Here is a 21,480-nt window from a genome sequence, read left to right as displayed (position 1 = left end):
ATTTGCGCCATCCCTTGATGCGACGATGCCCCCCGTTCATGGCAGGTTGACGTCGCGCGCGCCGCTCGCGCCGCTCGTCTGGTTCAAGAGCGGCGGCGCGGCGGAGTGGCTGTTCGAGCCGAAGGATGAGGCTGATCTCGCTGATTTCCTCGCGGTGCTCGATCCGGCGGTTCCCGTGATGGCGCTGGGCCTTGGTTCCAACATGATCGTGCGCGACGGCGGGGTTCGGGGCGTGGTGATCCGGCTGGGCAAGGCCTTTGCCCGCGTCGAGCCGCTGGACGCGACGACGCTGCGCTGTGGCGGCGGGGCGAGCGGCATCCTGGTATCCTCGACCGCGCGCGACAGGGGCGTGGCGGGGCTGGAGTTCCTGCGGTCGATCCCCGGCACGGTGGGCGGCTTCGTGCGGATGAACGGCGGCGCCTATGGCCGTGAAACATGCGACATTCTGGTGGATTGCGACGTGGTGCTGCGGTCCGGCGAGCGGGTGACGCTGGCGGCGGGCGACCTGGAATACAGCTATCGCCACAGCAATTTGCCCGACGGCGCCGTCGTGGTGAGCGCCACGTTCAGGGGCGCCCCCGGCGAACCGGCGGCGATCCAGGCCGAAATGGACCGCATCGCCGCCGCGCGGGATGCAAGCCAGCCGCTGCGCAGCAAGACCGGAGGATCGACCTTCAAGAATCCTGACGGGCACAAGGCCTGGGCGCTGGTGGACGCGGCGGGATGCAGGGGCCTGCGGATCGGCGACGCGCAGGTGAGCGAGAAGCATACCAATTTCCTGCTCAACCTGGGTAGCGCGACCAGCGCGCAGATCGAAGCGCTGGGCGAGGAAGTGCGGCGGCGGGTGAAGGCGACGAGCGACGTCGAACTGGAGTGGGAAATTCAGCGTGTCGGCATGTTTGCCGACGACGACGACCAGCGTGTCGGCATGTTTGCCGACGACGACGACCAGCCCGTCGGGGTGGTGAAGTGACGCGCGGTCCCTGGCATGTCGCCGTCCTGATGGGTGGCTGGTCCGCCGAACGATCGGTGTCGCTGTCGAGCGGCGAAGGGGTCGCGAGCGCACTGGAATCGCGCGGGCATCGGGTCACGCGGATCGACATGGATCGCGACGTCGCGGCGCGCCTGGCGCAAGCGGGCGCGGATGTCGTGTTCAACGCGCTGCATGGCGTGCCGGGCGAGGACGGGACGGTGCAGGGCATGATGGACCTGATGGGCCTCACCTATACCCATTCGGGCCTCGCGACGTCCGTCATCGCCATCGACAAGCAACTGACCAAGCAGGCGCTGGTGCCCCATGGCGTGCCGATGCCCGGCGGCCATATGGTGACGAGCGAGAGCCTGTATGCGCGCGATCCGCTGCCGCGCCCCTATGTGCTAAAGCCCGTGAACGAGGGCAGTTCGGTCGGCGTGGCGATCGTCACCGACGAGGGCAATTATGGCAATCCCATCGCCCGCGACAGCGTGGGGCCGTGGCGGGACTTCCCCGAATTGCTCGCCGAACCCTATATTCGCGGGCGCGAGCTGACGACGGCGGTGCTTGGAAGCGACGCATTGCTGGTGACGGAGCTGCGGCCCAGGAGCGGCTTTTACGATTTCGACGCCAAATATACCGACGGCATGACCGAACATGTCTGCCCGGCAGAAATCCCCGACGATATCACCCAGGCATGCAAGGCCATCGCATTGCGCGCGCATCGGTTGCTGGGGTGTCGCGGGGCGTCGCGCTCGGATTTCCGCTGGGACGATAGCCAGGGGGTCGAGGGGCTGTTCCTGCTGGAGGTCAATACCCAGCCGGGGATGACGCCGCTCAGCCTCGTCCCCGAACAGGCGGCGAGGCTGGGGATCGAATATGCCGAACTGGTCGAACGGATTGTCGAACAGGCGCTGGTGGGGGACGGGCGATGAGTGAGGCCAGGATCAGGCGCGGCGGATCGGCGCGGCTGGGCAATCCGCGCAGCAAGGTCCGCGTGCGGAGCGCGGGACGCGAACGCTCGCTCAAGCGCCAGTCGCGCTTCGACCGGCTGCTCGACGCGCTGCCGATCAGCGCGGCGAGCCTTCAGCGGCTGGCGACCTGGGCGATCGTGGCGGTGGTCGCGGGGCTTGCCGGGCTGGCGGCCATATTCTTCGGCCTGCCGGGCATGGTGCATCAGGAAGCGGCCGAACTGGCGGCGCGGTCGGGCTTCGAGGTTCAGAAGGTCGAGGTGCAGGGCGTCGAGCGGATGGACGAACTGCCCGTCTATAACATCGCGCTGGGGCAGGTCGACCGGTCGATGCTGGCGCTGGACCTGCCCAAGGTGCGGGGCGAGATGCTCAAGCTCGGCTGGGTCAAGGATGCGCGCATTTCGCGGCGGCTGCCGGACACGCTGGTCGTCGATATCGTCGAGCGCCAGCCGGTGGCGGTCTGGCAGCATCATGGCCAGTTGCACCTCATTGACGTGGGCGGCGCGGTGCTGGAGGAAGTGGCGGCGAGCGCGATGCCGGACCTGCCGCTGGTGGTCGGTCCCAACGCCAACCGGCAGACGGCGGGGTTGAACCGGCTGATGGAAAATGCGCCGGCATTGAAGCCCATGCTCGCTGGCGCCACCTGGGTCGGGAACCGGCGCTGGGACCTGCGCTTTCAGTCGGGCGAGACATTGTCGCTGCCCGAAGGCGACAAGGCGTCGTCCGGCGCCCTTGTGAATTTCGCGCGGATGGATGGGGTCAACCGGCTGCTGGGCCGCGGCATCGTGCGCTTCGACATGCGCGACCCGGACCGGTTCGTCCTGCGCCTGCCCCAGCAGCAGAGCGCGAAGGATGACGCTGCAACCGCCAAGGCCGCCGGGGCTGGCGAGGAGGGCTGAATCATGGTGCAACCCAGGGTCGAAAAGCTGATCACCGCCATCGACATCGGGTCGTGGAAGGTATCCGCGCTGATCGCCGGGCGGACCGATAGCGGCGAGCTGGCGATATTGGGCACCGGCCAGCGCGAAAGCCGGGGGGTGCGGCGCGGCTTCATCGCCGACATGGAGCGCACCGAACTGGCCGTGCGCGAAACGGTGGAACAGGCCGAACGGGTGGCGGGCACCAATATCGAGGATGTTTGGGTCAGCTTTTCGGGCGGCAGCCTGGTCAGCGACGTCGTCACCGTCGAACGCGACATGGGCGGCGACCGGGTGGAACAGGCCGATATCGACGATCTGCTCAACACCGGGCGGCAGGGCATCGACCCCGACGGTCGGGTGGTGTTGCATGCACAGCCGACCTGCTTCACGCTCAACGGCCGGATCGGCGTGAAAAAGCCGCTCGGCATGCATGCCGACATGCTGGGCGTCGACATCCATGTCGTGCTGGCCGATGGCGCGCCGCTCGCCAATCTCGACCTGTGCGTGCGCGGCGCCTATCTGAACGTCAATTCCATCGTCGCCTCGCCGATCGCGACGGGCCTGGCCTGCCTGTCGGAAGAGGAACGCGACCTGGGCGTGGCGCTGGTCGAAATGGGGGCGGGGGTGACCAATGTGTCGCTCTATGCCGGGGGCATGCTGGTGGGCCTGCATTCGATCCCGATCGGCGCGGCCGACATCACCGACGACATCGCTTCGGCGTTCGGCATTCGCCGCAGTCAGGCGGAGCGGATCAAATGCTTCTACGGGTCGGCGATGCAGAACCGTCGCGATTTTCGCGAGATGATCGAGATCGCGCCGCTGGCCGGCGACCAGTCGAGCGGCCAGGCAGCAGGTCCCAATGCCGAAGGCGGACGGATCACCCGCGCCGCGCTGGTCGGCGTGATCTGCGAGCGGCTCAACCAGTTGATGACGGAGGTCAACGCGACGCTGGTCGGCATGGGGTTCAGTTCGCCGACCGGGCGGCAGGTGGTGCTGACCGGCGGCGGTGCGGAACTCAAGGGGATCGCCGATTATGCCCAGGGTGCGCTGGGCCGGGCGGTGCGGATCGGGCGGCCGCGCGGGCTGTCGGCGATGCCCGAAGCGCATAGCGGCCCGGCCTTCGCGACGCTCGCGGGGCTTGCGCTTTACGGCGCATCCAACCCGGTTGATCTCCGCACCATGGCCCCCAGCCAGCAGACTGTGCATCGTGTCGGTGCGCCGCTATGGTGGCAACGAATGATGAAGGCGATGCGGACCAACTATTGATGCGGATCGTGCTAGAACGAAATTAGCTGGTGAACTACGCTATTTTCTGGTGTTAACTAAAAGTGACAGTTTCGCTTCGCGTCGAGGAAGCTGAAGGAGCATATATATGAGCATCGAGATCAGCCCGCCGCATGTGGACGAACTGAAGCCTCGAATCGCGGTGATCGGTGTTGGCGGGGCGGGCGGCAATGCCATCGCCAACATGATCGCCGCTCGTGTCGAGGGCGTCGATTTCATCGTCGCCAATACCGATGCGCAGGCGCTCAACGCCTCGCCGGCGGAGCGCCGCATCCAGCTTGGCCCCCAGATCACCGAAGGTCTGGGCGCGGGATCGCGGCCCGAAATCGGCAAGGCGGCGGCGGAAGAAACCATCGCCATGGTCGAGAGCGCGCTCGACGGCGCGCATATGTGCTTCATCGCCGCCGGCATGGGCGGCGGCACCGGCACCGGCGCGGCCCCGGTCATCGCCAAGGCGGCGCGTGATCGCGGTATCCTGACCGTCGGCGTGGTGACCAAGCCCTTCACGTTCGAAGGCAACCGGCGGATGCGGTCGGCCGAAGCGGGTATCGAAGAACTGCAAAAGCATGTCGACACGCTGATCGTCATCCCCAACCAGAATCTGTTCCTGATCGCCAACCCGAACACCACCTTCAAGGAAGCGTTCCAGATGGCGGACGAGGTGTTGCAACAGGGCGTTCGCGGCATCACCGACCTGATGGTCATGCCCGGCCTCATCAACCTCGACTTTGCCGACGTGCGGTCCGTCATGGGCGAAATGGGCAAGGCGATGATGGGCACGGGCGAGGCGGAAGGCGACGGCCGCGCGCTTCAGGCGGCGGAAAAGGCCATCGCCAACCCGCTGCTCGACGGCGTTTCGATGCGCGGCGCCAAGGGCGTGATCGTGTCGATCGTCGGTGGCGAGGACATGCGCCTGATGGAAGTCGACGAAGCCGCCAACCATATCCGCGAACTGGTCGATCCCGACGCGAACATCATCTGGGGCAGCGCGTTCAACGACAATCTGAACGGCAAGATCCGCGTATCGGTGGTCGCCACCGGCATCGACAATGATGTGGGCGAACATGCGCCGCCGCTGACCCAGCCGTTCAGCTTCGCCAATCGCCCGGCGGTTGCAGTGCCCGCTTCGCGCGCGCCATCGACCGCGCCGGCCGCCGCACCGGCGGTCGCGCCCCAGGCCGAACTTGAACCGCTGGAACTGGACGTCCCTGCCGCGCCGCCGGTCGCGACGCCCGCTCCCGCCCCGGTTGCCGAAGCCGCCCCGTTCGCCGCGCCCAAGCCCGCCGCCGTCTTTTCCGACGAAGACGAAGACGAATTGCTGCTGGACGCCGAAAGCGTGCAGGCGCCCGCGCCCGCCGAGGAACCCGTGGCGGCGCCGGCCCCCCGTGTGGCATCGGGCGGCACATTGTTCGAACGGATGGCGGGGCTGACGCGCAGCGCCGACAGGCCGGGCGATGGCGACGCCGCGCCCAATGTCGAAATCCCGCGCTTCCTCAACCGGCAGAGCAACCAGTAGGCGCCGGCGGACCGCCTGAACCAATGGTTCGGGCGGTCCGACGCTTTGCCGCAGCTTGTAAATTGCCCATTCACGCATCGGCTTGCTACGTTTTGCCCGGTGAAACGGCGCCGGCGTTCGTTCGAGCGACACGGCTCGTTTGAACGCCATCACGCCTTCTTCAGCGCATCCTGAATGACGGGGCGCGCGGGGGGCGGTGCCGCTTCCACCGATGTGAAAAAAACTCTAAGGCGGGTTCGTGAAACAGGCTTTTTTCTGGATGCTGCCCACGGCCCTGCTGGCTGTGCCTGCCATCGCCCAAGTCAATCAGGCCGAACTGGTCCGGCCGTCGGGCGCGGCGGACCTCAATACCCATCTCGCGCGACTCGCGACCAATCCCCGCGACGTCAATGCCCTGATCGGGGCGGGCGAAGCGGCGCTGGCGCTGGATGATCCGCGGGCGGCGGCGGGATTTTTCGCCCGTGCCGACGCCATCACCAGCGGCAATGGCCGGATCAAGGCGGGCCTTGGCCGCGTGATGCTGGCGATGCAGAGCCCGGACGAAGCGTTGCGTCTGTTCGACCAGGCGGTGCGGCTGGGCTATCCCGCCACCGGCTTTCTGTCCGATCGCGGGCTGGCGCACGACATGACCGGCGATCAGGCCAGTGCGCAGCGCGATTATCAGGCGGCGCTCAAGACGCGGCCCGATGATGCCGAACTTATCCGCCGCTACGCCGCTTCGCTGGGCATTTCGGGCCAGACAGAGGCTGCCGAACGGATATTGCAGCCGCTACTGTACAAGAGCGACCGGGCGGCGTGGCGCTATCGCGCGTTCATCCTGGCGATGAACAACAAGCAGGCAGAGGCGCGCAAGATCGCCGACCAGACCATGCCCGCGCCGCTGGTGGCGGGAATTTTGCCCTATATGCAGCGCATGCCCTATCTGACGGCGGCGCAAAAGGCGGCGGCGGTGCATTTCGGTCATTTCCCGACCCATGTGGGCACCCAGATCGCGGCGGTGACGCCGACCCCACCGGCGGCTGGCGGGGCCGATGCGTCGGCTCCGGCCGCTGCGCAGCCGATCCCGCCCGAAGCAGGACCCGCGCGGCGCGTGGGCGAACGGCGCGGGCTGGGGCTGCGGCGCGCGGGCGACCGGGTGCCTCGGCGGGGCGAGGAGCCGCTCGTCGCGAGCGCGTCGGCAGCGATCCCGACGCCGCCCACGTCCGCCGCACCGACTGCGATCGCTCCGGTCCCTCCCGCTCCGCCCAAGCCGCTGCCCGCGCCATCGCGCGCGACCGAGATCGTGCAGGCCGTGCCGGCCGCGCCCGCCGCCGACTCGCCAGCCGCACATCCCCCCGCGCCTCAGCGGCCGATAGCCATGACACCGGCGCCCGTGTCGGCTGCGCCCTTGCCATCGCGCGCGACCGAAGTCGTCCAGCCCCTGCCATCGCCATCGCCATCGCCATCGCCATCGCCATCGCCCATCCCGCCTGCCGAACCCCGGCCCGTCGCCGTCGCGCAAGCACCCGCCCCCGCTCAGCCCGCTCCGGTCCAGGCTGCTCCGGTTCAGCCAGCCGCCTCGCCAGCCGCCTCGCCAGCCACACAAGCGACGCAACCCGTGGCGGCAGCCGCGGCGTCGGGCCGTGGCGAAGTGCAGGGCCCGCCCGCGCCCGGTTTCGAGACGGTCGCCCCGATCGCCGTTGCGCCCGCGAGCGCTGCTGCGCCGCAACCGACAGCCCCGCCGCCCGCGCCGGTCCCGGCACAGCCCGATCCGCAGGCGACTCGCTCGCTCGCCGACATCATCCGCGCGATCGACGTGCCAGAGGCGGAGAAGGCGGCGACCGTCGCGGCGGCCGACCTGGCCGAGGTCGAAAGATTGCAGGCCGCACGGCGGGCCGAGCGGCAAGCGGCGGCCGACAAGGCGAAGCTGGCAGCGGCGGAAAAGGCGAGGCAGGCCGCCGCCAAGGCGAAGGCGGAAGCGGACGCGAAGGCAAAGGCCGAGGCCAGGGAAAAGGCGCGCATCGCCGCCAATCCTTCGCGTAACTGGGTCCAGATCGCCACGGGCGCCAATCGCGCCGCGCTCGCCTTCACGCTGAAGGGCTTGCGCGGGAAATATGCGGTCATCGCGCCGCAGGACGCCTGGGTCGCCAGCTGGGGCCGGACCAACCGCATGGTGATCGGTCCCTTCGCCAGCTTCACGCGCGCCAAGACGGTGGAAGCCGAGTTGAAAGGCAAGGGCGCAGACGCATTCGCATGGCAGAGCGATGACGGCGAAGAGGTCGAACGCCTGGGCAAGTAGCTTTTGCGGCAAGCACGTTTCGCATGGCGGGCAAAGCCGTTAAGGCGGCGCGATGACCGACCTTGCGCCCTATGCCTGCCATGCCGACCGCAGCCGGGGGCGGCTGCATCCCGAAGCCGGCGGCGAAACGCGCGGGCCGCGCGACACCTATCAGCGCGACCGCGACCGAATCGTCCATTCGATCGCCTTTCGCCGGTTGCGGCACAAGACGCAGGTGTTCGTGTCGCCCGATGGCGATCATTATCGCGTCCGCCTGACCCACAGCCTGGAAGTGGCACAGATCGGCCGGACGATCGCGCGGGCGCTGGGACTGAACGAGGATCTGACCGAAGCGCTGTGCCTGGCGCATGATATCGGCCACCCGCCCTTTGGCCATGCCGGCGAAGACGCGCTGGAAGCGGCGCTGGAGGCGCATGGCGGGTTCGATCATAACGCCCATACGCTGCGCACGCTGATGCTGCTCGAATCGCCCTATCCGCGCTTTGCGGGGCTGAATTTGAGCTGGGACATGCTCGAAGGGCTGGCCAAGCATAATGGCCCCGTCCTCCATCCCGGCTGGGCGATGCGCGAGGTCGATGCGCTGTTCCCGATGCAGCTGGACAGCTGGCCCAGCCTGGAGGCGCAGGTCGCCGCGATCGCCGACGACATCGCCTATGACAATCACGACATCGACGATGGCCTGCGCGCCGGCCTGCTGACGCTCGACCAGTTGCTCGACGTGCCGATGGTCGCGGACTGCTGGAGCCGGGTGCGCGCGCGCTATCCCGATCTTCCGGCGGAAAAACTGCTGCGCGAACTGGTGCGCGAACAGATCGGCATGATGGTGACCGACCTGCTGGACCACAGCCGCGCCACCATCGCGGCGGCTGGGGTCGGCAGCGTGGACGATGTGCGCCAGGCGGGCGGGCCGCTCATCGGCCTGTCGCCGGCGCTCGCCGCGCGCGAACGGGACCTCAAGCGCTTCATGTATGCCGCGCTCTATCACCATCCCTCGCAACTGGCGGCGGCCAGTGCGGCGCGGGTGGTCGTCACCGGCCTGTTCGCCGCCTATCAGGCCGATCCGTGCCTGATGCCGCCCGAATGGGTCGCCGGCAGCCGCGCGGACGAGCCGGCGCGCAGCCGCCACATCGCCGACTTCATCGCCGGCATGACCGACCGTTATGCCCAGAAATGCCATGCGGAGATTTTTGGGGACGCGGCCGCGTCCGCCTGAACGCACGGTCGGGGCGCACGTTGACCATGGCCGCCCCCGTCCAAATGGTGCGTTGCAATGTCGGGCCAGTTCTCCAAGGATGGCGCAGAAGGAATATGGAATGACGCTGAACCGGGATGACCCGACCGAAAATGGGCTGTTGGATACGGCGTTCAAGCTGGCCCATGGCCATGACGTGCCGGAAGCGGATGCCGCCGCGCTGCCCGAGGAACTGCGCGAAGTGGCGATGGCCTATGCTGCCGGCGACCATGCGGCCAATGTCGCGCCGTTGCAGGAAGATGTCAGCGCGCTCGACGATATGGTCTGGTATCTGCGTCTTGAATCGGCTCTGGCCATGTTGTTCCGCAAGCAGATCCGTCCCGCCCAGTTCCTGGCCCTGCTGGCGCGACCGGGCGTGCCGCCCTATCTGCTCAACTATTATCGCGGTATCGGCAGATACGGGCAGGGAAGGGTGCAGCAGGCGCTGCACTATTTTTCAAAGGCCCGGCCGGGCGTGGAAAATATGGTGGTCCAATATGGCCGCTACGTCGATGGGTCGATCAGGGGCGTGGTGTCGGCGCGGTCGTTCGAGGAGTTCGAGCAGCTGGCCGAGCATGCTTCCGATGCCCGCACGGACGCCCTGTTCCCCTATATCCTCGATATAAAGCCGGCGGACCATGATTGCTGCCACATCATTGGCTGCGATGAGGGCTATTGGCTCAAATATCGCGATCTGTTCGTCACCTGGGCAAAGCCGCTGTCCCAACTGGTCGACATCTGGATCAACTGCACCAATTTTTCGGACGAGATGATCGCCGACGTCCGCCAGCGCGCGCCCTTTGCCCGTGTCTCGCTGGATTTCAACGATTTCGCCAATAAGATGCCCTATTATACGATGACCCGGTTCATCCTGGCGGAAAAGCTTGCGCGCGGCGGGCGTTATGACCGGCTGGTCTGCACCGATATCGACATATTGGTGCAGGAAGATCGCTATGGCGATTTCATCGCCGCCGCCCCGCCCGGCGGATCGGCGATCTACAGCCGGGGCCGTTTCCCCTGGCGCAGCTCCGCAGCGGTGTTCAGCATGTGGCGAGGGGAGGAGGGGCGCCGGCTGCTGCGCTGGCTGCTCGCTTATTATTGCGACGCCTACCGCCCGGAAATATCCGGCCACAACCGGCAATGGTGGATCGACCAATATATCCTGTCGATCCTGGCGGAGGTGGCGGCGGGCGCCTATCCGCAATGGAAGCTGGAGCCGGTATGCTTCACGCCGCTGGAGCGCTCGTCCTTCCCCATCCTGATTCCGGGACAGCGCGGCGGCCTCAGCAAGGAAGACTTCGTTGCCCGCTATGCCCAAGTGTAGCGAGGTGATTGACGCAGGCCGTCGATTGCGCGATGCAGCATATGTCTCCGGGCCGAGGATTCGGGTCGGGCAATGACGCGGGAGAGCATGGCGGGTCGCAAGGCTCGGCGTCGCCGAAGGAGCAACCACCCCGGAATCTCTCAGGCCACAAGGACCGCGTCGTGGCATAGGCACTCTGGAAAGCGGACGCGCGCGCAGGCGCCGTCCCACCGAAGGGGTAAGCCGCGCATCCGCGCGGTCAAAGCTCTCAGGTTCCCGTGACAGAGGGGGTGACGGACAGTTGGTCCTTTTGCGGACGACTGTGCGTTGCGAACCCAATTGTACGGAAGGCTCCAGATCGAATGACCGACACCCAGGATATCAGTTCGATCGAGGAAGAGCTTCCGCTCGGCCACCTGCCGCTCGATGCCTGGCATCGCGCCAGGGGCGCGCGGATGGTCGGCTTCGCCGGCTATCACATGCCGATCCAGTATGAAGGGATCATGGCCGAACATGCCTGGACGCGCGCGCATGCCGGGCTGTTCGATGTCAGCCATATGGGCCAGATCGGCTTTTCGGGCGAAGGCGTCGACGCGGCGCTCGAAGTGCTGCTGCCAAGCGACATCAAGGGGCTGAAGTCGTTTCGCCAGCGCTATTCGATGCTGCTGGACGAGGATGGCGGCATATTGGACGACCTGATGATCGCGCGGCCGGGGAGCGGCGCCTTCGACGACGCGGCGCTCTATATGGTGGTCAACGGCGCGACCAAATATGACGATATCGGCTGGATGATCGAACATCTGCCCGACGACGTCACCATGAACCATATGGATGAACAGGCGCTGCTGGCGTTGCAGGGCCCCGAAGCGGGCGAGGCGCTGGAACGCCTCGTTCCGGGCGTCTCTGACCTGTATTTCATGCAGTGCGGCCTGTTCGCATGGGACGGCGTGCCGCTGTGGATCAGCCGGTCGGGCTACACCGGCGAGGACGGGTTCGAGATCAGCCTGCCCGGCGACGCGGCGGAAGCCTTTGCGCAGGCGCTGTGCGCGTTGCCGCAGGTCAGGCCGGTCGGGCTGGGCGCGCGCGATTCGCTCCGGCTGGAGGCGGGGTTGCCGCTCTATGGGCATGACCTGACCCCCGATGTCGGCGCGATCGGTGCGGACCTTGGCTTTGCGATCGGCAAGCGCCGGCGCGAGGAGGGCGGCTTCATCGGCCATGGCCGGGTGATGAAGGACATTGCCGACGGGCCGGGCACGCGGCGCGTCGGCCTGACCATAGAAGGTCGCCTGCCCGCGCGCGAAGGCGCCGCGATCTTTGCGGGGGCCGAGCAGGTCGGCGAGGTCACATCGGGCGGCTTTGCGCCTACGGTTGGCGCGCCGGTGGCGATGGGCTGGGTCAGCCTGCCCCATGCCGGCATCGGCACCGCGCTGGACATCGAGGTGCGGGGAAAGCGGATCGCCGCCACCGTCGCGCCCATGCCGTTCGTGCCGCACCGTTACCGCCGCCAGAAAATATCCGCCTGAATTTTGTCCAAGGGGAGCCAGGACCCATGAGCCGTTATTTTACCGACGAACATGAATGGATCGACGTCGATGGCGACATCGCGACCATCGGCATCACCGACTATGCGCAGGAACAGCTGGGCGACATCGTCTTCGTCGAACTGCCCGCCGAGGGCACGACCTTCGACAAGGGCGACGACGCCGCCGTGGTCGAATCGGTCAAGGCCGCGTCCGATGTCTATGCGCCGATTTCGGGCGAAGTGATCGAAACCAACGGCGCGCTGGAGGATGAGCCGGCGCTCGCCAACAGCGACCCGGAAGAAGACGGCTGGTTCTTCAAGCTGCGCATCACCGATGCGGGCGAGCTGGAAGGACTGATGACCGAAGCGGCCTACAAGACGTTCGTGGCCGCGCTTTAAGACGCAACAGGCCCCTCCCTTGAAGGGGGAGGGGGGAGTATCGGACATGCGCTACCTACCCCTTACCGACACCGACCGGCAGGCGATGCTGTCCGTCATCGGCGCGTCATCGATCGACGATCTGTTTGTCGACGTGCCGGCTGAGGCGCGGCTGTCCGGCACCATCGCCGGCCTTCCCGACCATGCCAGCGAAATGGCGGTCGAACGCCATATGAGCAAGCTGGCGCGGCACAATCTGTCGGCGGGGGAAGCGCCCTTCTTTCTGGGCGCGGGCGCGTACCGGCATCATGTCCCCGCCAGCGTCGATCATCTGATCCAGCGCGGCGAGTTTCTGACCGCCTACACACCCTATCAGCCGGAAATCGCGCAAGGGACGTTGCAGGTGCTGTTCGAATTCCAGACCCAGGTGGCGCGCCTGCTGGGCTGCGACGTCGCCAATGCGTCGATGTATGACGGGTCGACCGCCTGCTGGGAAGCGATAGGCATGGCCCGGCGCATCACCAAGCGCGGCAAGGCGATATTGTCGTCGGGGCTGCACCCCCATTATGTTTCGGTCGCCAATACCATGGCGAAGTTCACCGGCGACATGCTGGCATATGAAGCGCCCTCGCTCGATGCCGCGACCGATATCGACGCGCTGATCGCCGCGATCGACAAGGATACAAGCTGCGTCGTCGTGCAATATCCCGACATATTGGGCCGTATCGCCGATCTGACCCCGCTCGCCGCCGCCGCCCATGCCGCCGGCGCGCTGCTGGTCGCGGTCGTCACCGAACCGGTGGCGCTGGGCGCGCTGGTGCCGCCGGGCGAAATGGGCGCCGACATCGTCGTGGGCGAAGGCCAGTCGATCGGCGTCGGCCTCCAGTTCGGCGGGCCGTATCTGGGCCTGTTCGCGTGCAAGGCGAAATATGTCCGCCAGATGCCCGGCCGCCTGTGCGGTGAAACGGTCGACGCGGCGGGCAAGCGCGGCTTCGTGCTGACGCTGTCCACGCGCGAACAGCATATCCGCCGGGAAAAGGCGACATCGAACATCTGCACCAATTCGGGGCTGTGCGCGCTGGCGTTCAGCATCCACATGACCCTGCTGGGTGAAGCGGGCCTGCGCGACCTGGCGGGGCTGAACCATGCCTATGCGGTGCAGGCGGCCGACCGGCTGGCGCAGGTGCCGGGCGTGACGCTGCTCAACGACAGTTTTTTCAACGAGTTCACCCTGGTGTTGAGCAAGGACGCGCGGGATGTCGTGCGCAACCTGGCCGACCGGGGCGTGCTGGGCGGCGTGTCGCTGGGACGGCTGTTCCCGGCGCAAGACGCCATCGGTCACGGTCTGGTGGTGGCAGTGACGGAGACGGTGACGGCGGAGGATATCGAAGCCTTTGCAGTGGCGCTGGAGGAGGAACTGGCATGACCATGATCAAGGAAGGTCGGCCGACCGCTCCCGCGCCTGTCAACGAAGCGCATATGGCCCCGGCCACCGCGACCGGAAACCGTGCGCTGATGCTGGAAGAGCCGCTGATCTTCGAGATCGGGTCGACCGACACCACCGGCGTCGATTTCGCCCCTGCGCCCAGGGTCGCCAGCCGTCTTGGCGGGCTGGAACGGCGGGCGATCGGCCTGCCGGGCCTGTCGGAACAGGAAACGGTGCGCCATTATACCCGCTTGTCGCGCCAGAATTACGCGATCGACCTGGGTCTGTTCCCGCTCGGCTCCTGCACGATGAAGCATAATCCGCGCCTGAATGAAAAGGTCGCGCGGATGCCTGGCTTTGCCGACCTTCACCCGCTGGCGCCGCAGTCGACGGTGCAGGGCGCGCTGGCGGTGATTCATGAGCTTGCCCAATGGCTGATCACGCTGACCGGCATGCATGGCGTCGCGATGAGCCCCAAGGCGGGCGCGCATGGCGAATTGTGCGGCCTGCTGGCGATCCGCGCGGCGCTGGAGGCGCGCGGCGATGCCCGCTCGGTGGTGCTGGTGCCCGAAAGCGCGCACGGCACCAATCCCGCCACCGCCGCCTTTTGCGGTTACAAGGTCGAGGATATTCCCGCGACGCCGGAAGGGCGCGTCGACCTGGCGGCGCTGAAACGCCGCCTTGGTCCCGATGTCGCGGCGGTGATGATCACCAACCCCAATACCTGCGGCCTGTTCGAACGCGACATGAAGGTGATTTCGGACGCGGTCCATGCCGCCGGCGCCTTCGTCTATTGCGACGGTGCCAACTTCAACGCCATCGTCGGCCGGGTCCGCCCCGGCGACCTGGGCGTCGATGCGATGCACATCAACCTGCACAAGACCTTTTCCACGCCCCATGGCGGCGGCGGTCCCGGCTCCGGCCCGGTGGTGCTGTCGGAAGCGCTGGTGCCGTTCGCGCCGCTGCCCTTCGTCGAGAAGCAGGGCGACAGGTTCGTCCTGATCGAGGAGGAATCGGCGCAGGACCATCATGCCGGCACATTTGGCCGCATGGTCGCCTTCCACGGCCAGATGGGCATGTTCACGCGCGCGCTCGCCTATATCCTCAGCCACGGCGCGGATGGCTTGCGGCAGGTGGCGGAGGATGCGGTGCTCAACGCCAACTACATCCTGCGCAGCCTGGACGATGTGCTCGATGCGCCCTTCGGCGGCAGCGGCCCGTGCATGCATGAGGCGCTGTTCAGCGACAAGGGGCTGGCCGAAGGCTTCACCACGCTCGACATCGCCAAGGGGCTGATCGACGAGGGCTTCCATCCGATGACCATGTATTTCCCGCTGGTCGTCCATGGCGCGATGTTGATCGAGCCGACCGAAACCGAGAGCAAGGCGGCGCTCGACCAGTTCATCATGGCGCTGCGGTCGTTGGCGCAGCGCGCCAAGGCGGGGGACGAAGCGCTCAAGGGCGCGCCCTATCATGCGCCGCGACGGCGGCTGGACGAAACGCTGGCCGCGCGCAAGCCCGTGCTGACTTGGGAAGCGCCGACGCTGGCCCAGGCGGCGGAATGAACGAGGTCCGTCAGCACGCGCCCGCGACCGCGCGCAACCGCGACACCATCCTGGCCGTGCTGCGCGAGGCGCTGCCGGCGAAGGGGCGGGCGCTGGAAGTGGCGAGCGGGACCGGCGAGCATGTCGTCCATTTCGCCGCCGCCTTCCCCGCTATCGACTGGCAGCCCAGCGACCCCGACCCAGACGCGCGCGCGTCGATCGCGGCGTGGGTTGCAGATGCGGGGCTGGACAATATCCGCCCGCCGCTGGCGCTGGACGCGGCGGGGGACTGGCCGGCGATACAGGCGGACGCGATCCTGTGCATCAACATGGTGCATATCAGTTCATGGGCGGCGACGCTGGGGCTGATGCGCGGCGCGGGGGCGGCATTGCCGCCGGGCGGGCTGCTGTATCTCTATGGTCCCTATCTGCGCGAGGGCGTGGAGACGGCGGCGAGCAACCTGGCGTTCGACGATTGGCTCAAGGCGCGCGATGCGGCATGGGGCTTGCGCGCGGTGGCCGATGTCGTCGCGGCGGGCGCGGCCGAGGGGTTGGACCTGGAGCGGATTACCGACATGCCGGCGAACAACCTGTCGCTGCTGCTGCGACGGCGCTAGCGGCTTTGTCTCTCCTGACGCCTCTGGTCGCCGCCGAGCTGGCCCAGGCGGTTGACCCGCGCGCCTCCGCTATGGCAGGCGCGCTGGCGGCGCGGTATCCCCAGGCGGCGCGTGCGGTGCTGTTCTATGGCTCGTGCCTGCGCGAGGCCAATCTCGACGGGCTGATGCTCGATTTCTACCTGATCGTGTCGGACTATCGTGCCGCCTATGGCAAAAGCTGGCTGGCCCGTGCCAACCGGCTGGTCCCGCCCAATGTCTTTCCATTCGAACATGGCGGGCTGATCGCCAAATATGCGGTGCTGTCGGAAGCGGATTTCGCGCGGCTGTGCGGGGCGCGGGCGGATAATGTCTCGGTATGGGCGCGCTTTGCCCAACCGGCGCGGCTGCCATGGGTGGCCGACGATGTCGCGCGGCAGCGCGCGGTGGCGGCGGTCGCGAACGCCGCGCCGACGCTGCTGGCGCTGGCGCGACCCATGGCGGGAGGCGACGCCGATGTGCTGGCGCTGTGGAAGACCGGCTTTGCGCTGACCTATGATGCCGAATTGCGCGCCGAACGGACGGGGCGGTCCTTTTCGATCGTCGATGCCGATCCCGAACGCTACCGGCGCTTTGGCGAAGCGGCGCTGGCGGACATGCCGCCGGCGGCGTCGTCGGCCGATGCCGCCAGGCGCTGGCGTGCGCTTCAGCGGCGCGGCAAATGGCTGTCGGTGGTGCGGCTGGCCAAGGCGAGCTTCACCTTTGCCGGCGGGATCGACTATCTCGCCTGGAAGATCAATCGCCACGCCGGAACGCAGATCGTCATCAGGCCATGGCAGCGGCGCTGGCCGCTGCTGGGGGCGATCACTCTGCTGCCGCGGCTGTTCCGGACTGGCGCTGTTCGCTAAGCGCGGTCGACAGCGCCCGCGACAGGCCCGCGAGCGTATAGGGCTTGCGCAGCACCTCATGCCCGCCAAAGGCTTCGGCGTCGCTGATGTCCCCGGCATAGCCGGTCACGAACAGCACCGGGATATGGCGGAAGGCCGCCGGCAGAGCGCGGATCATTTCCGGGCCGGTCATGTCGGGCATCAGCACGTCGCTGACGATCAGGCCGATGTCGCCATGGTTGGCGAGCAGTCGCACGACCTTGGATGGGTGGTCGCAGGAGAGCGGCAGGTGCCCCAGTTCCGCGATCGCCGCCAGCGTCTGGTTGAGCACGCGCGGATCATCCTCGACCACCAGGATGCGGGTCGGCGGATGGCGGGTGTCTTCCTGCGGAGCGGCGGCGGACTGGCGCAGCCCTTCGGCTTCCACCATCGTCTGGCGGGGCAGGTAGATATGAATGGCGGTGCCCCGGCCGACTTCGGATTCGACGCGGATTTCGCCCTGGCTCTGGCGAACGAAGCCGAAAATCTGGCTGAGGCCCAGGCCCGTGCCCTTGCCGACCGGCTTGGTGGTGAAAAAGGGTTCGAACACGCGCGCCATTATCTCGGGCGTCATGCCGCAGCCGTTGTCGCGCACCGTCAACGTCGCATAATCGCCGGCGGAACATTCGCCGACCTCGCCCGCGCCCAGCACCGCCTGCCCGGTTTCGATGGTCAGCGTGCCGCGCCCGTCCATCGCGTCGCGAGCGTTGACGCACAGGTTGAGGATCGCATTTTCCATCTGGTGCTGATCGACAAAGACGTGCCAGCCGCCCGACCGATGGCGCAGTTCGACCGCGATCTGGTCGCCGATGGTGCGGTCGATCAGGTCGCCCATCCCTGAAACCAGCGTGTCGGGATCGACCATCGTCGGCAACAGCGGCTCGGACCGGGCGAATGCCAGCAGCCGCCGGGTCAGCGCCGAAGCGCGATTGGCGCCTTCGATCGCATTGTCGATGTGGCGGTTCGCTTCTTCCGGGCTGAGCCGCAGCTTGCGCCGCGCGAGTTCCAGGCCGCCGACGACCACCGCCAGCATATTGTTGAAATCATGCGCGATGCCGCCGGTCAGCTGGCCGACCGCTTCCATCTTGTGCATCTGGCGCAGATGGCTTTCGGCGGCTTCGCGCTCGCTCGCTTCCTGTTTCAGCCGTTCATTGGCGTCGCGCAACTCGGTGGTGCGCTGGGCGACGGCAGCCTCCAGACGGTCGGCGCGTTCGCCTTCATCCTCGGCCAGGCGACGGGCGGCGCGCCGTTCGGCCAGCGCGAACTGCGCGATCCAGATCGCAAAGAGAATGGACACCAGCAGGGCAAGGCCGAGCAGGCGCGATGTCTGGCCGGCACGCTCGGTGCGGTCGCCCGCCAGGCTGACCGCCAGGCTGCGTTCCTTCAACCTTTGCTGTTCCGCGTCGCTGATGGTGTCGAGCAGGGCGGCGATGCGCGCCACCTCGGGCGCCTTGCCGGCCGCGTGGAAGTGGGACAGCGCCGCCATCTTCTGGTCATAGGTCGTGCGCAGCGCGACGTCGTTGAGCGTCTTGCTCCGCCGGCCGAACGCCTGGGCCAGCTGCTCGACATTATCCTGCTGCCAGCCCGACCGGCGCGTGACGAACGCCATGCGGCGCAATTGGGAAGCGGCCGCTCGCAATTGCGACTGGAACAGCCGTCCGGTGTCGACGTCCATGCTGATGACATAACGCGCCAGCGTGGTTTCGGCGCGCGCGCTGGTTGCGTCGAACTGGCGCACCAACGCGATGACTTCCAGGCTGCTGCGCTGTTCGTTCAGCGCCTTGTCATGGTCGCGCGATGCGGTGCCCGCGCTGTAGAGCAGCGCCGCCAGCGCGCCGGTGAGCAGCAGGCCCAGCAGCCAGGGCAGGCTGCGCCGTGCCCATGCCCGGTATTCGCGCGTGCGATCCATGTTGAGGGGCGTCGCGTTCATGACCGCATGGTAACCCAACAATAGGCAGGGCGGAAGGGCAAGGCGCGTACGGGTTCCGCCCGCGCGGCAACCCGGCGCCCCATGATCAGCCGGTCGCGCCGGTCGCCTTGCCGGCGATGGCGAACATGCCGATTATCTGTTCGACCTGTTCGTCGCTATGGTCCGCGCACAGCGAACAGCGCAGCAGGAATGTGCCGGCCGGGGTTGCCGGCGGGCGCGCCATGTTGACGTAGAGGCCAAGTTCCAGCAACGTCTGCCATATCGCGACCGCTTGGGCCTGGTCGTTCAGGATGACGGCGATGATCGCCGACTGCGGCGTTTTCGTCCCCAGCGTAAAGCCCAGGTCGGTCAGCCCCTGGTGCAGCCGCCGGCTGTTCTTCCACAGATGCGCGCGCTTGTCGCCCGCGTGCATCAGCTTGCGGATGGATGTCGCGGCGGTGGCGACCACGCTGGGCGGCAGCGACGCCGTGAACACATAGGGGCGGCACACCAGGCGCAGGATCTCGAACTTGGGATGGTTGGAAACGCAAAAGCCGCCGACCGTGCCGACCGATTTGGAAAAGGTGCCGACGACGAAATCGACATCGGCCTCGACGCCCTGTTCCTCATATACGCCCCGGCCATGTTCGCCGAAAAAGCCCATGCCATGCGCTTCGTCGACCAGGATCATGCAGTTGGGATGCTTGCGCACCGCGGCGATCATGGCGGGCAGCGGCGCGACGTCGCCCAGCATCGAATAGACGCCCTCCAGCACGACCAGCTTGAGCGCTTGCGGGGGCAGGCGGCCCAGCCGCTTGTCGAGATCCTCGACGCTGTTGTGGCGGAAACGGACGATGTCGGCATCGCCCAGGAAACAGCCGTCATAGATCGACGCATGGCTGTCGGCGTCCAGCACGACATAATCGCCCTTGCCCGCCAGCGTCGATATGACGCCCAGATTGGCCTGATAGCCCGTTGAAAAGACCATCGCGCCGCTGGTGCCGTAAAATTCGCGCAACGCCGTCTCGACTTCGGCATGGCCCTGATAGGTGCCGTTGAGCACCCGGCTGCCGGTGGTGCCGGCGCCGAACTCGTCCAGCGCCTTCTTGCCCGCCGCGATGACATCGGGGTCGAATGTCATGCCCATATAATTATAGGTGCCAAGCAGGATCGTTTCCTTGCCCCTGATCACCGCCAGCGTCGGCGACTTCACCTCGTCCATCACGATCGAGAACGGATCGCGCACGCCGGTCGCGAGCAGCGCTTCGCGCTCCGCGATCAGCGGATCGAACTTGGAAAACAGGTCGCGGGTGTCGGCGGCGATGGCAATGTCGGTCATAATATCGTCCTCAACCCGTTCGCGCTGAGTAGGGGCTGAGCTTGTCGATGGCCCGTATCGAAGCATCCGCGCTTCGAACGCTTCTTCGATACGCCGTTTCGACTTCGCTCGACAGCTACTCAGGACGAACGGTATGTTGTACTTACGCGCCCTTCAGTTTTGCGACCGCATCGACCAGCTGGCCGACCGTCTCGATTTCGGCCTGCATGTTCATGGTGATGAGGATGTCGAATTCATCCTCGACCGCGGCGACGAAATCCATCACCGTCAGGCTGTCCCACTCCAGGTCGCCGGCGAACGTGGTGGCGTCGGTCAGCGCGACGTCCTTCTTGTTGAACGGCGCGATCAGCGCCGTGATGCTGTCGAAAAGTTCTGCGCGATCGGTCATTATCGTCCTGGCGTTCCCGTGAAGGGCCGGCTTTTGCCCCCAAGCCCGGCTGTTTGGCAAGTGAATAAGGCGGCAATCGGGCATCATCTTGCCCGAATGTGCCGACGATTCCGTGCTAGCGCGACCCGCATGGCTCAGGCTAGGCTCGGCATCATGGATGCTCCCGACACCAGGCCGCTGCCCAGCGTCAACGCGATACACCTGCTGCGCACCACGGTCGCGACGACGATGCAGCTCAGCCAGATGGCCGATCAGAAGGCGAACATGCTGATCGGTGCGTCGATGGTGATCTTCACCCTGTGCGTCGGGCAATTGCGCGCGGGCCAGTTGGTGCTGCCGGTCGCGATCCTGGCGACGGCGGTGTTCCTGGCGGCGGTCTGCGCCATACTGGCGGTGCTGCCCAGCGTCACGCGGGCGCGCGGCAGCGTTGCCGACACGGACAACCTGCTGTTCTTTGGCATATTCGCCAGTTTGGACGAGGCGGAATTCACCGACCGGGTGATGGCGTTGCTGGCCGATGACGTCGCCCTGCACCGGGCGATGCTGCGCGACATCTACCAGAATGGCCAGGTGCTCCAGCGCCGCAAATATCGCTGGCTGGGCTATGCCTATCGCCTGTTCCTGGTCGGGGTGGTGGCGAGTTTCGCGGCGTTGGCGGTGGAAATGGCGCGCGGTTAGGGCTTAGCGGAAATTGTCGGCATAGGCTTGCAGCTTCAACGTCCTGGGCGGCGTGGCGATGACGCTATAGGCTATGCCCTCGCGCTCGGCATAGGCGCAGGCGGCTGCCTGCGACGGGAAAGTCAGCTTCACCTGCGCCTGGGTATCGCCCGACCCGGCCCAGCCGGTCAGCGGATCGGGCTGCTTGGCCTGCGCGTTCGCATATTCCAGCACCCATAAATGCGTCAGCGCCTTGCCCGATTGCATGGCGTTCTTCTGGATCTGGTAGATGCGCGCGGCCATGGCCGAAATCTCCTGCATA

General features: G+C 66.8%; 19 protein-coding genes and 1 riboswitch. Of the genes, 15 read left to right on the top strand and 4 right to left on the bottom strand.

Annotated elements, in window-relative coordinates:
* Window positions 1-25: 25 nt before the first annotated feature.
* The 14 genes from murB to WG908_RS01835 all read left to right on the top strand — a co-directional run bounded on the left by murB (window position 26) and on the right by WG908_RS01835 (window position 16,847).
* Window positions 26-973, top strand: a complete 948-nt coding sequence (gene murB / locus WG908_RS01900) for a UDP-N-acetylmuramate dehydrogenase (RefSeq protein ID WP_340184979.1) — start codon at window positions 26-28, stop codon at window positions 971-973.
* Window positions 970-1,908, top strand: a complete 939-nt coding sequence (locus WG908_RS01895) for a D-alanine--D-alanine ligase (protein ID WP_340184850.1) — start codon at window positions 970-972, stop codon at window positions 1,906-1,908. Before murB ends, WG908_RS01895 begins: the two co-directional genes overlap by 4 nt.
* Complete coding sequence (locus tag WG908_RS01890; protein ID WP_340184849.1) at window positions 1,905-2,843, top strand: cell division protein FtsQ/DivIB; 939 nt, start codon at window positions 1,905-1,907, stop codon at window positions 2,841-2,843. The genes WG908_RS01895 and WG908_RS01890 overlap by 4 nt, the downstream gene beginning before the upstream one ends.
* 3 nt (window positions 2,844-2,846) lie before the next feature.
* Window positions 2,847-4,130 carry a cell division protein FtsA gene (ftsA, locus tag WG908_RS01885; protein ID WP_340184848.1) on the top strand — a complete coding sequence of 428 codons (1,284 nt, stop codon included), beginning with the start codon at window positions 2,847-2,849 and terminating at the stop codon, window positions 4,128-4,130.
* A gap of 106 nt (window positions 4,131-4,236) precedes the next feature.
* Window positions 4,237-5,664, top strand: a complete 1,428-nt coding sequence (gene ftsZ, locus WG908_RS01880) for a cell division protein FtsZ (RefSeq protein ID WP_340184847.1) — start codon at window positions 4,237-4,239, stop codon at window positions 5,662-5,664.
* Between the two features lie 238 nt (window positions 5,665-5,902).
* Window positions 5,903-7,942 (top strand): tetratricopeptide repeat protein, encoded by a 2,040-nt coding sequence (locus WG908_RS01875; RefSeq protein WP_445326643.1) that lies wholly within the window; start codon window positions 5,903-5,905, stop codon window positions 7,940-7,942.
* 52 nt (window positions 7,943-7,994) lie between these two features.
* Complete coding sequence (locus WG908_RS01870; RefSeq protein ID WP_340184846.1) at window positions 7,995-9,155, top strand: deoxyguanosinetriphosphate triphosphohydrolase; 1,161 nt, start codon at window positions 7,995-7,997, stop codon at window positions 9,153-9,155.
* 100 nt (window positions 9,156-9,255) lie between these two features.
* Window positions 9,256-10,497 carry a hypothetical protein gene (locus tag WG908_RS01865; RefSeq protein WP_340184845.1) on the top strand — a complete coding sequence of 414 codons (1,242 nt, stop codon included), beginning with the start codon at window positions 9,256-9,258 and terminating at the stop codon, window positions 10,495-10,497.
* A 68-nt stretch (window positions 10,498-10,565) separates the two neighbouring features.
* A riboswitch (glycine riboswitch) is annotated at window positions 10,566-10,664 on the top strand.
* A 174-nt stretch (window positions 10,665-10,838) separates the two neighbouring features.
* The gene (gene gcvT / locus WG908_RS01860) at window positions 10,839-11,999 is read left to right on the top strand and encodes a glycine cleavage system aminomethyltransferase GcvT (RefSeq protein ID WP_340184844.1); all 1,161 of its coding nucleotides are present in this window, start codon (window positions 10,839-10,841) and stop codon (window positions 11,997-11,999) included.
* 26 nt (window positions 12,000-12,025) lie between these two features.
* Window positions 12,026-12,397 (top strand): glycine cleavage system protein GcvH, encoded by a 372-nt coding sequence (gene gcvH, locus WG908_RS01855; RefSeq protein ID WP_340184843.1) that lies wholly within the window; start codon window positions 12,026-12,028, stop codon window positions 12,395-12,397.
* A gap of 46 nt (window positions 12,398-12,443) precedes the next feature.
* Entirely contained in the window at window positions 12,444-13,802 is a 1,359-nt protein-coding gene (gene gcvPA, locus WG908_RS01850) for an aminomethyl-transferring glycine dehydrogenase subunit GcvPA (RefSeq protein WP_340184842.1), read from the top strand.
* Window positions 13,799-15,367, top strand: coding sequence for an aminomethyl-transferring glycine dehydrogenase subunit GcvPB (gcvPB, locus tag WG908_RS01845; protein ID WP_340184841.1), 1,569 nt, complete (start codon window positions 13,799-13,801; stop codon window positions 15,365-15,367). The genes gcvPA and gcvPB overlap by 4 nt, the downstream gene beginning before the upstream one ends.
* Window positions 15,364-15,963, top strand: a complete 600-nt coding sequence (locus WG908_RS01840; RefSeq protein ID WP_340184840.1) for a DUF938 domain-containing protein — start codon at window positions 15,364-15,366, stop codon at window positions 15,961-15,963. Before gcvPB ends, WG908_RS01840 begins: the two co-directional genes overlap by 4 nt.
* Window positions 15,964-15,968: 5 nt before the next feature.
* Entirely contained in the window at window positions 15,969-16,847 is an 879-nt protein-coding gene (locus WG908_RS01835) for a hypothetical protein (RefSeq protein WP_340184839.1), read from the top strand.
* On the opposite strand, the gene WG908_RS01830 is transcribed toward WG908_RS01835, so the two are convergent.
* The 3 genes from WG908_RS01830 to WG908_RS01820 all read right to left on the bottom strand — a co-directional run bounded on the left by WG908_RS01830 (window position 16,804) and on the right by WG908_RS01820 (window position 20,501).
* Complete coding sequence (locus tag WG908_RS01830) at window positions 16,804-18,795, bottom strand: ATP-binding protein (RefSeq protein ID WP_340184838.1); 1,992 nt, start codon at window positions 18,793-18,795, stop codon at window positions 16,804-16,806. The two genes, WG908_RS01835 and WG908_RS01830, sit on opposite strands and share 44 nt — an antisense overlap.
* Window positions 18,796-18,880: 85 nt before the next feature.
* On the bottom strand, window positions 18,881-20,113 hold the full coding sequence (spt, locus tag WG908_RS01825) for a serine palmitoyltransferase (protein ID WP_340184837.1): 1,233 nt from the start codon (window positions 20,111-20,113) through the stop codon (window positions 18,881-18,883).
* 142 nt (window positions 20,114-20,255) lie between these two features.
* Complete coding sequence (locus WG908_RS01820; protein ID WP_340184836.1) at window positions 20,256-20,501, bottom strand: acyl carrier protein; 246 nt, start codon at window positions 20,499-20,501, stop codon at window positions 20,256-20,258.
* Between the two features lie 153 nt (window positions 20,502-20,654).
* On the opposite strand from WG908_RS01820, the gene WG908_RS01815 reads away from it, so the two are divergent.
* Entirely contained in the window at window positions 20,655-21,179 is a 525-nt protein-coding gene (locus WG908_RS01815) for a Pycsar system effector family protein (RefSeq protein WP_340184835.1), read from the top strand.
* A 3-nt stretch (window positions 21,180-21,182) separates the two neighbouring features.
* On the opposite strand, the gene WG908_RS01810 is transcribed toward WG908_RS01815, so the two are convergent.
* Window positions 21,183-21,461 carry an ETC complex I subunit gene (locus WG908_RS01810; protein WP_340184834.1) on the bottom strand — a complete coding sequence of 93 codons (279 nt, stop codon included), beginning with the start codon at window positions 21,459-21,461 and terminating at the stop codon, window positions 21,183-21,185.
* Window positions 21,462-21,480 lie beyond the last annotated feature (19 nt).

The organism is Sphingobium anseongense (assembly GCF_037725245.1).
Classification (GTDB): domain Bacteria; phylum Pseudomonadota; class Alphaproteobacteria; order Sphingomonadales; family Sphingomonadaceae; genus Sphingobium.
The sequence above is the reverse complement of the archived record's forward strand: the minus strand, read 5'-3'. Positions and strand labels throughout refer to the sequence as shown.

Coding starts and splice junctions, on each gene's coding strand:
- murB (WP_340184979.1), top strand. CDS start 26: ATGCCCCCCGTTCATGGCAGGTTGACGTCGCGCGCGCCGCTCGCGCCG.
- WG908_RS01890 (WP_340184849.1), top strand. CDS start 1,905: ATGAGTGAGGCCAGGATCAGGCGCGGCGGATCGGCGCGGCTGGGCAAT.
- ftsA (WP_340184848.1), top strand. CDS start 2,847: ATGGTGCAACCCAGGGTCGAAAAGCTGATCACCGCCATCGACATCGGG.
- ftsZ (WP_340184847.1), top strand. CDS start 4,237: ATGAGCATCGAGATCAGCCCGCCGCATGTGGACGAACTGAAGCCTCGA.
- WG908_RS01870 (WP_340184846.1), top strand. CDS start 7,995: ATGACCGACCTTGCGCCCTATGCCTGCCATGCCGACCGCAGCCGGGGG.
- WG908_RS01865 (WP_340184845.1), top strand. CDS start 9,256: ATGACGCTGAACCGGGATGACCCGACCGAAAATGGGCTGTTGGATACG.
- gcvT (WP_340184844.1), top strand. CDS start 10,839: ATGACCGACACCCAGGATATCAGTTCGATCGAGGAAGAGCTTCCGCTC.
- gcvH (WP_340184843.1), top strand. CDS start 12,026: ATGAGCCGTTATTTTACCGACGAACATGAATGGATCGACGTCGATGGC.
- gcvPA (WP_340184842.1), top strand. CDS start 12,444: ATGCGCTACCTACCCCTTACCGACACCGACCGGCAGGCGATGCTGTCC.
- gcvPB (WP_340184841.1), top strand. CDS start 13,799: ATGACCATGATCAAGGAAGGTCGGCCGACCGCTCCCGCGCCTGTCAAC.
- WG908_RS01840 (WP_340184840.1), top strand. CDS start 15,364: ATGAACGAGGTCCGTCAGCACGCGCCCGCGACCGCGCGCAACCGCGAC.
- WG908_RS01830 (WP_340184838.1), bottom strand. CDS start 18,795: ATGAACGCGACGCCCCTCAACATGGATCGCACGCGCGAATACCGGGCA.
- spt (WP_340184837.1), bottom strand. CDS start 20,113: ATGACCGACATTGCCATCGCCGCCGACACCCGCGACCTGTTTTCCAAG.
- WG908_RS01820 (WP_340184836.1), bottom strand. CDS start 20,501: ATGACCGATCGCGCAGAACTTTTCGACAGCATCACGGCGCTGATCGCG.
- WG908_RS01815 (WP_340184835.1), top strand. CDS start 20,655: ATGGATGCTCCCGACACCAGGCCGCTGCCCAGCGTCAACGCGATACAC.
- WG908_RS01810 (WP_340184834.1), bottom strand. CDS start 21,461: ATGGCCGCGCGCATCTACCAGATCCAGAAGAACGCCATGCAATCGGGC.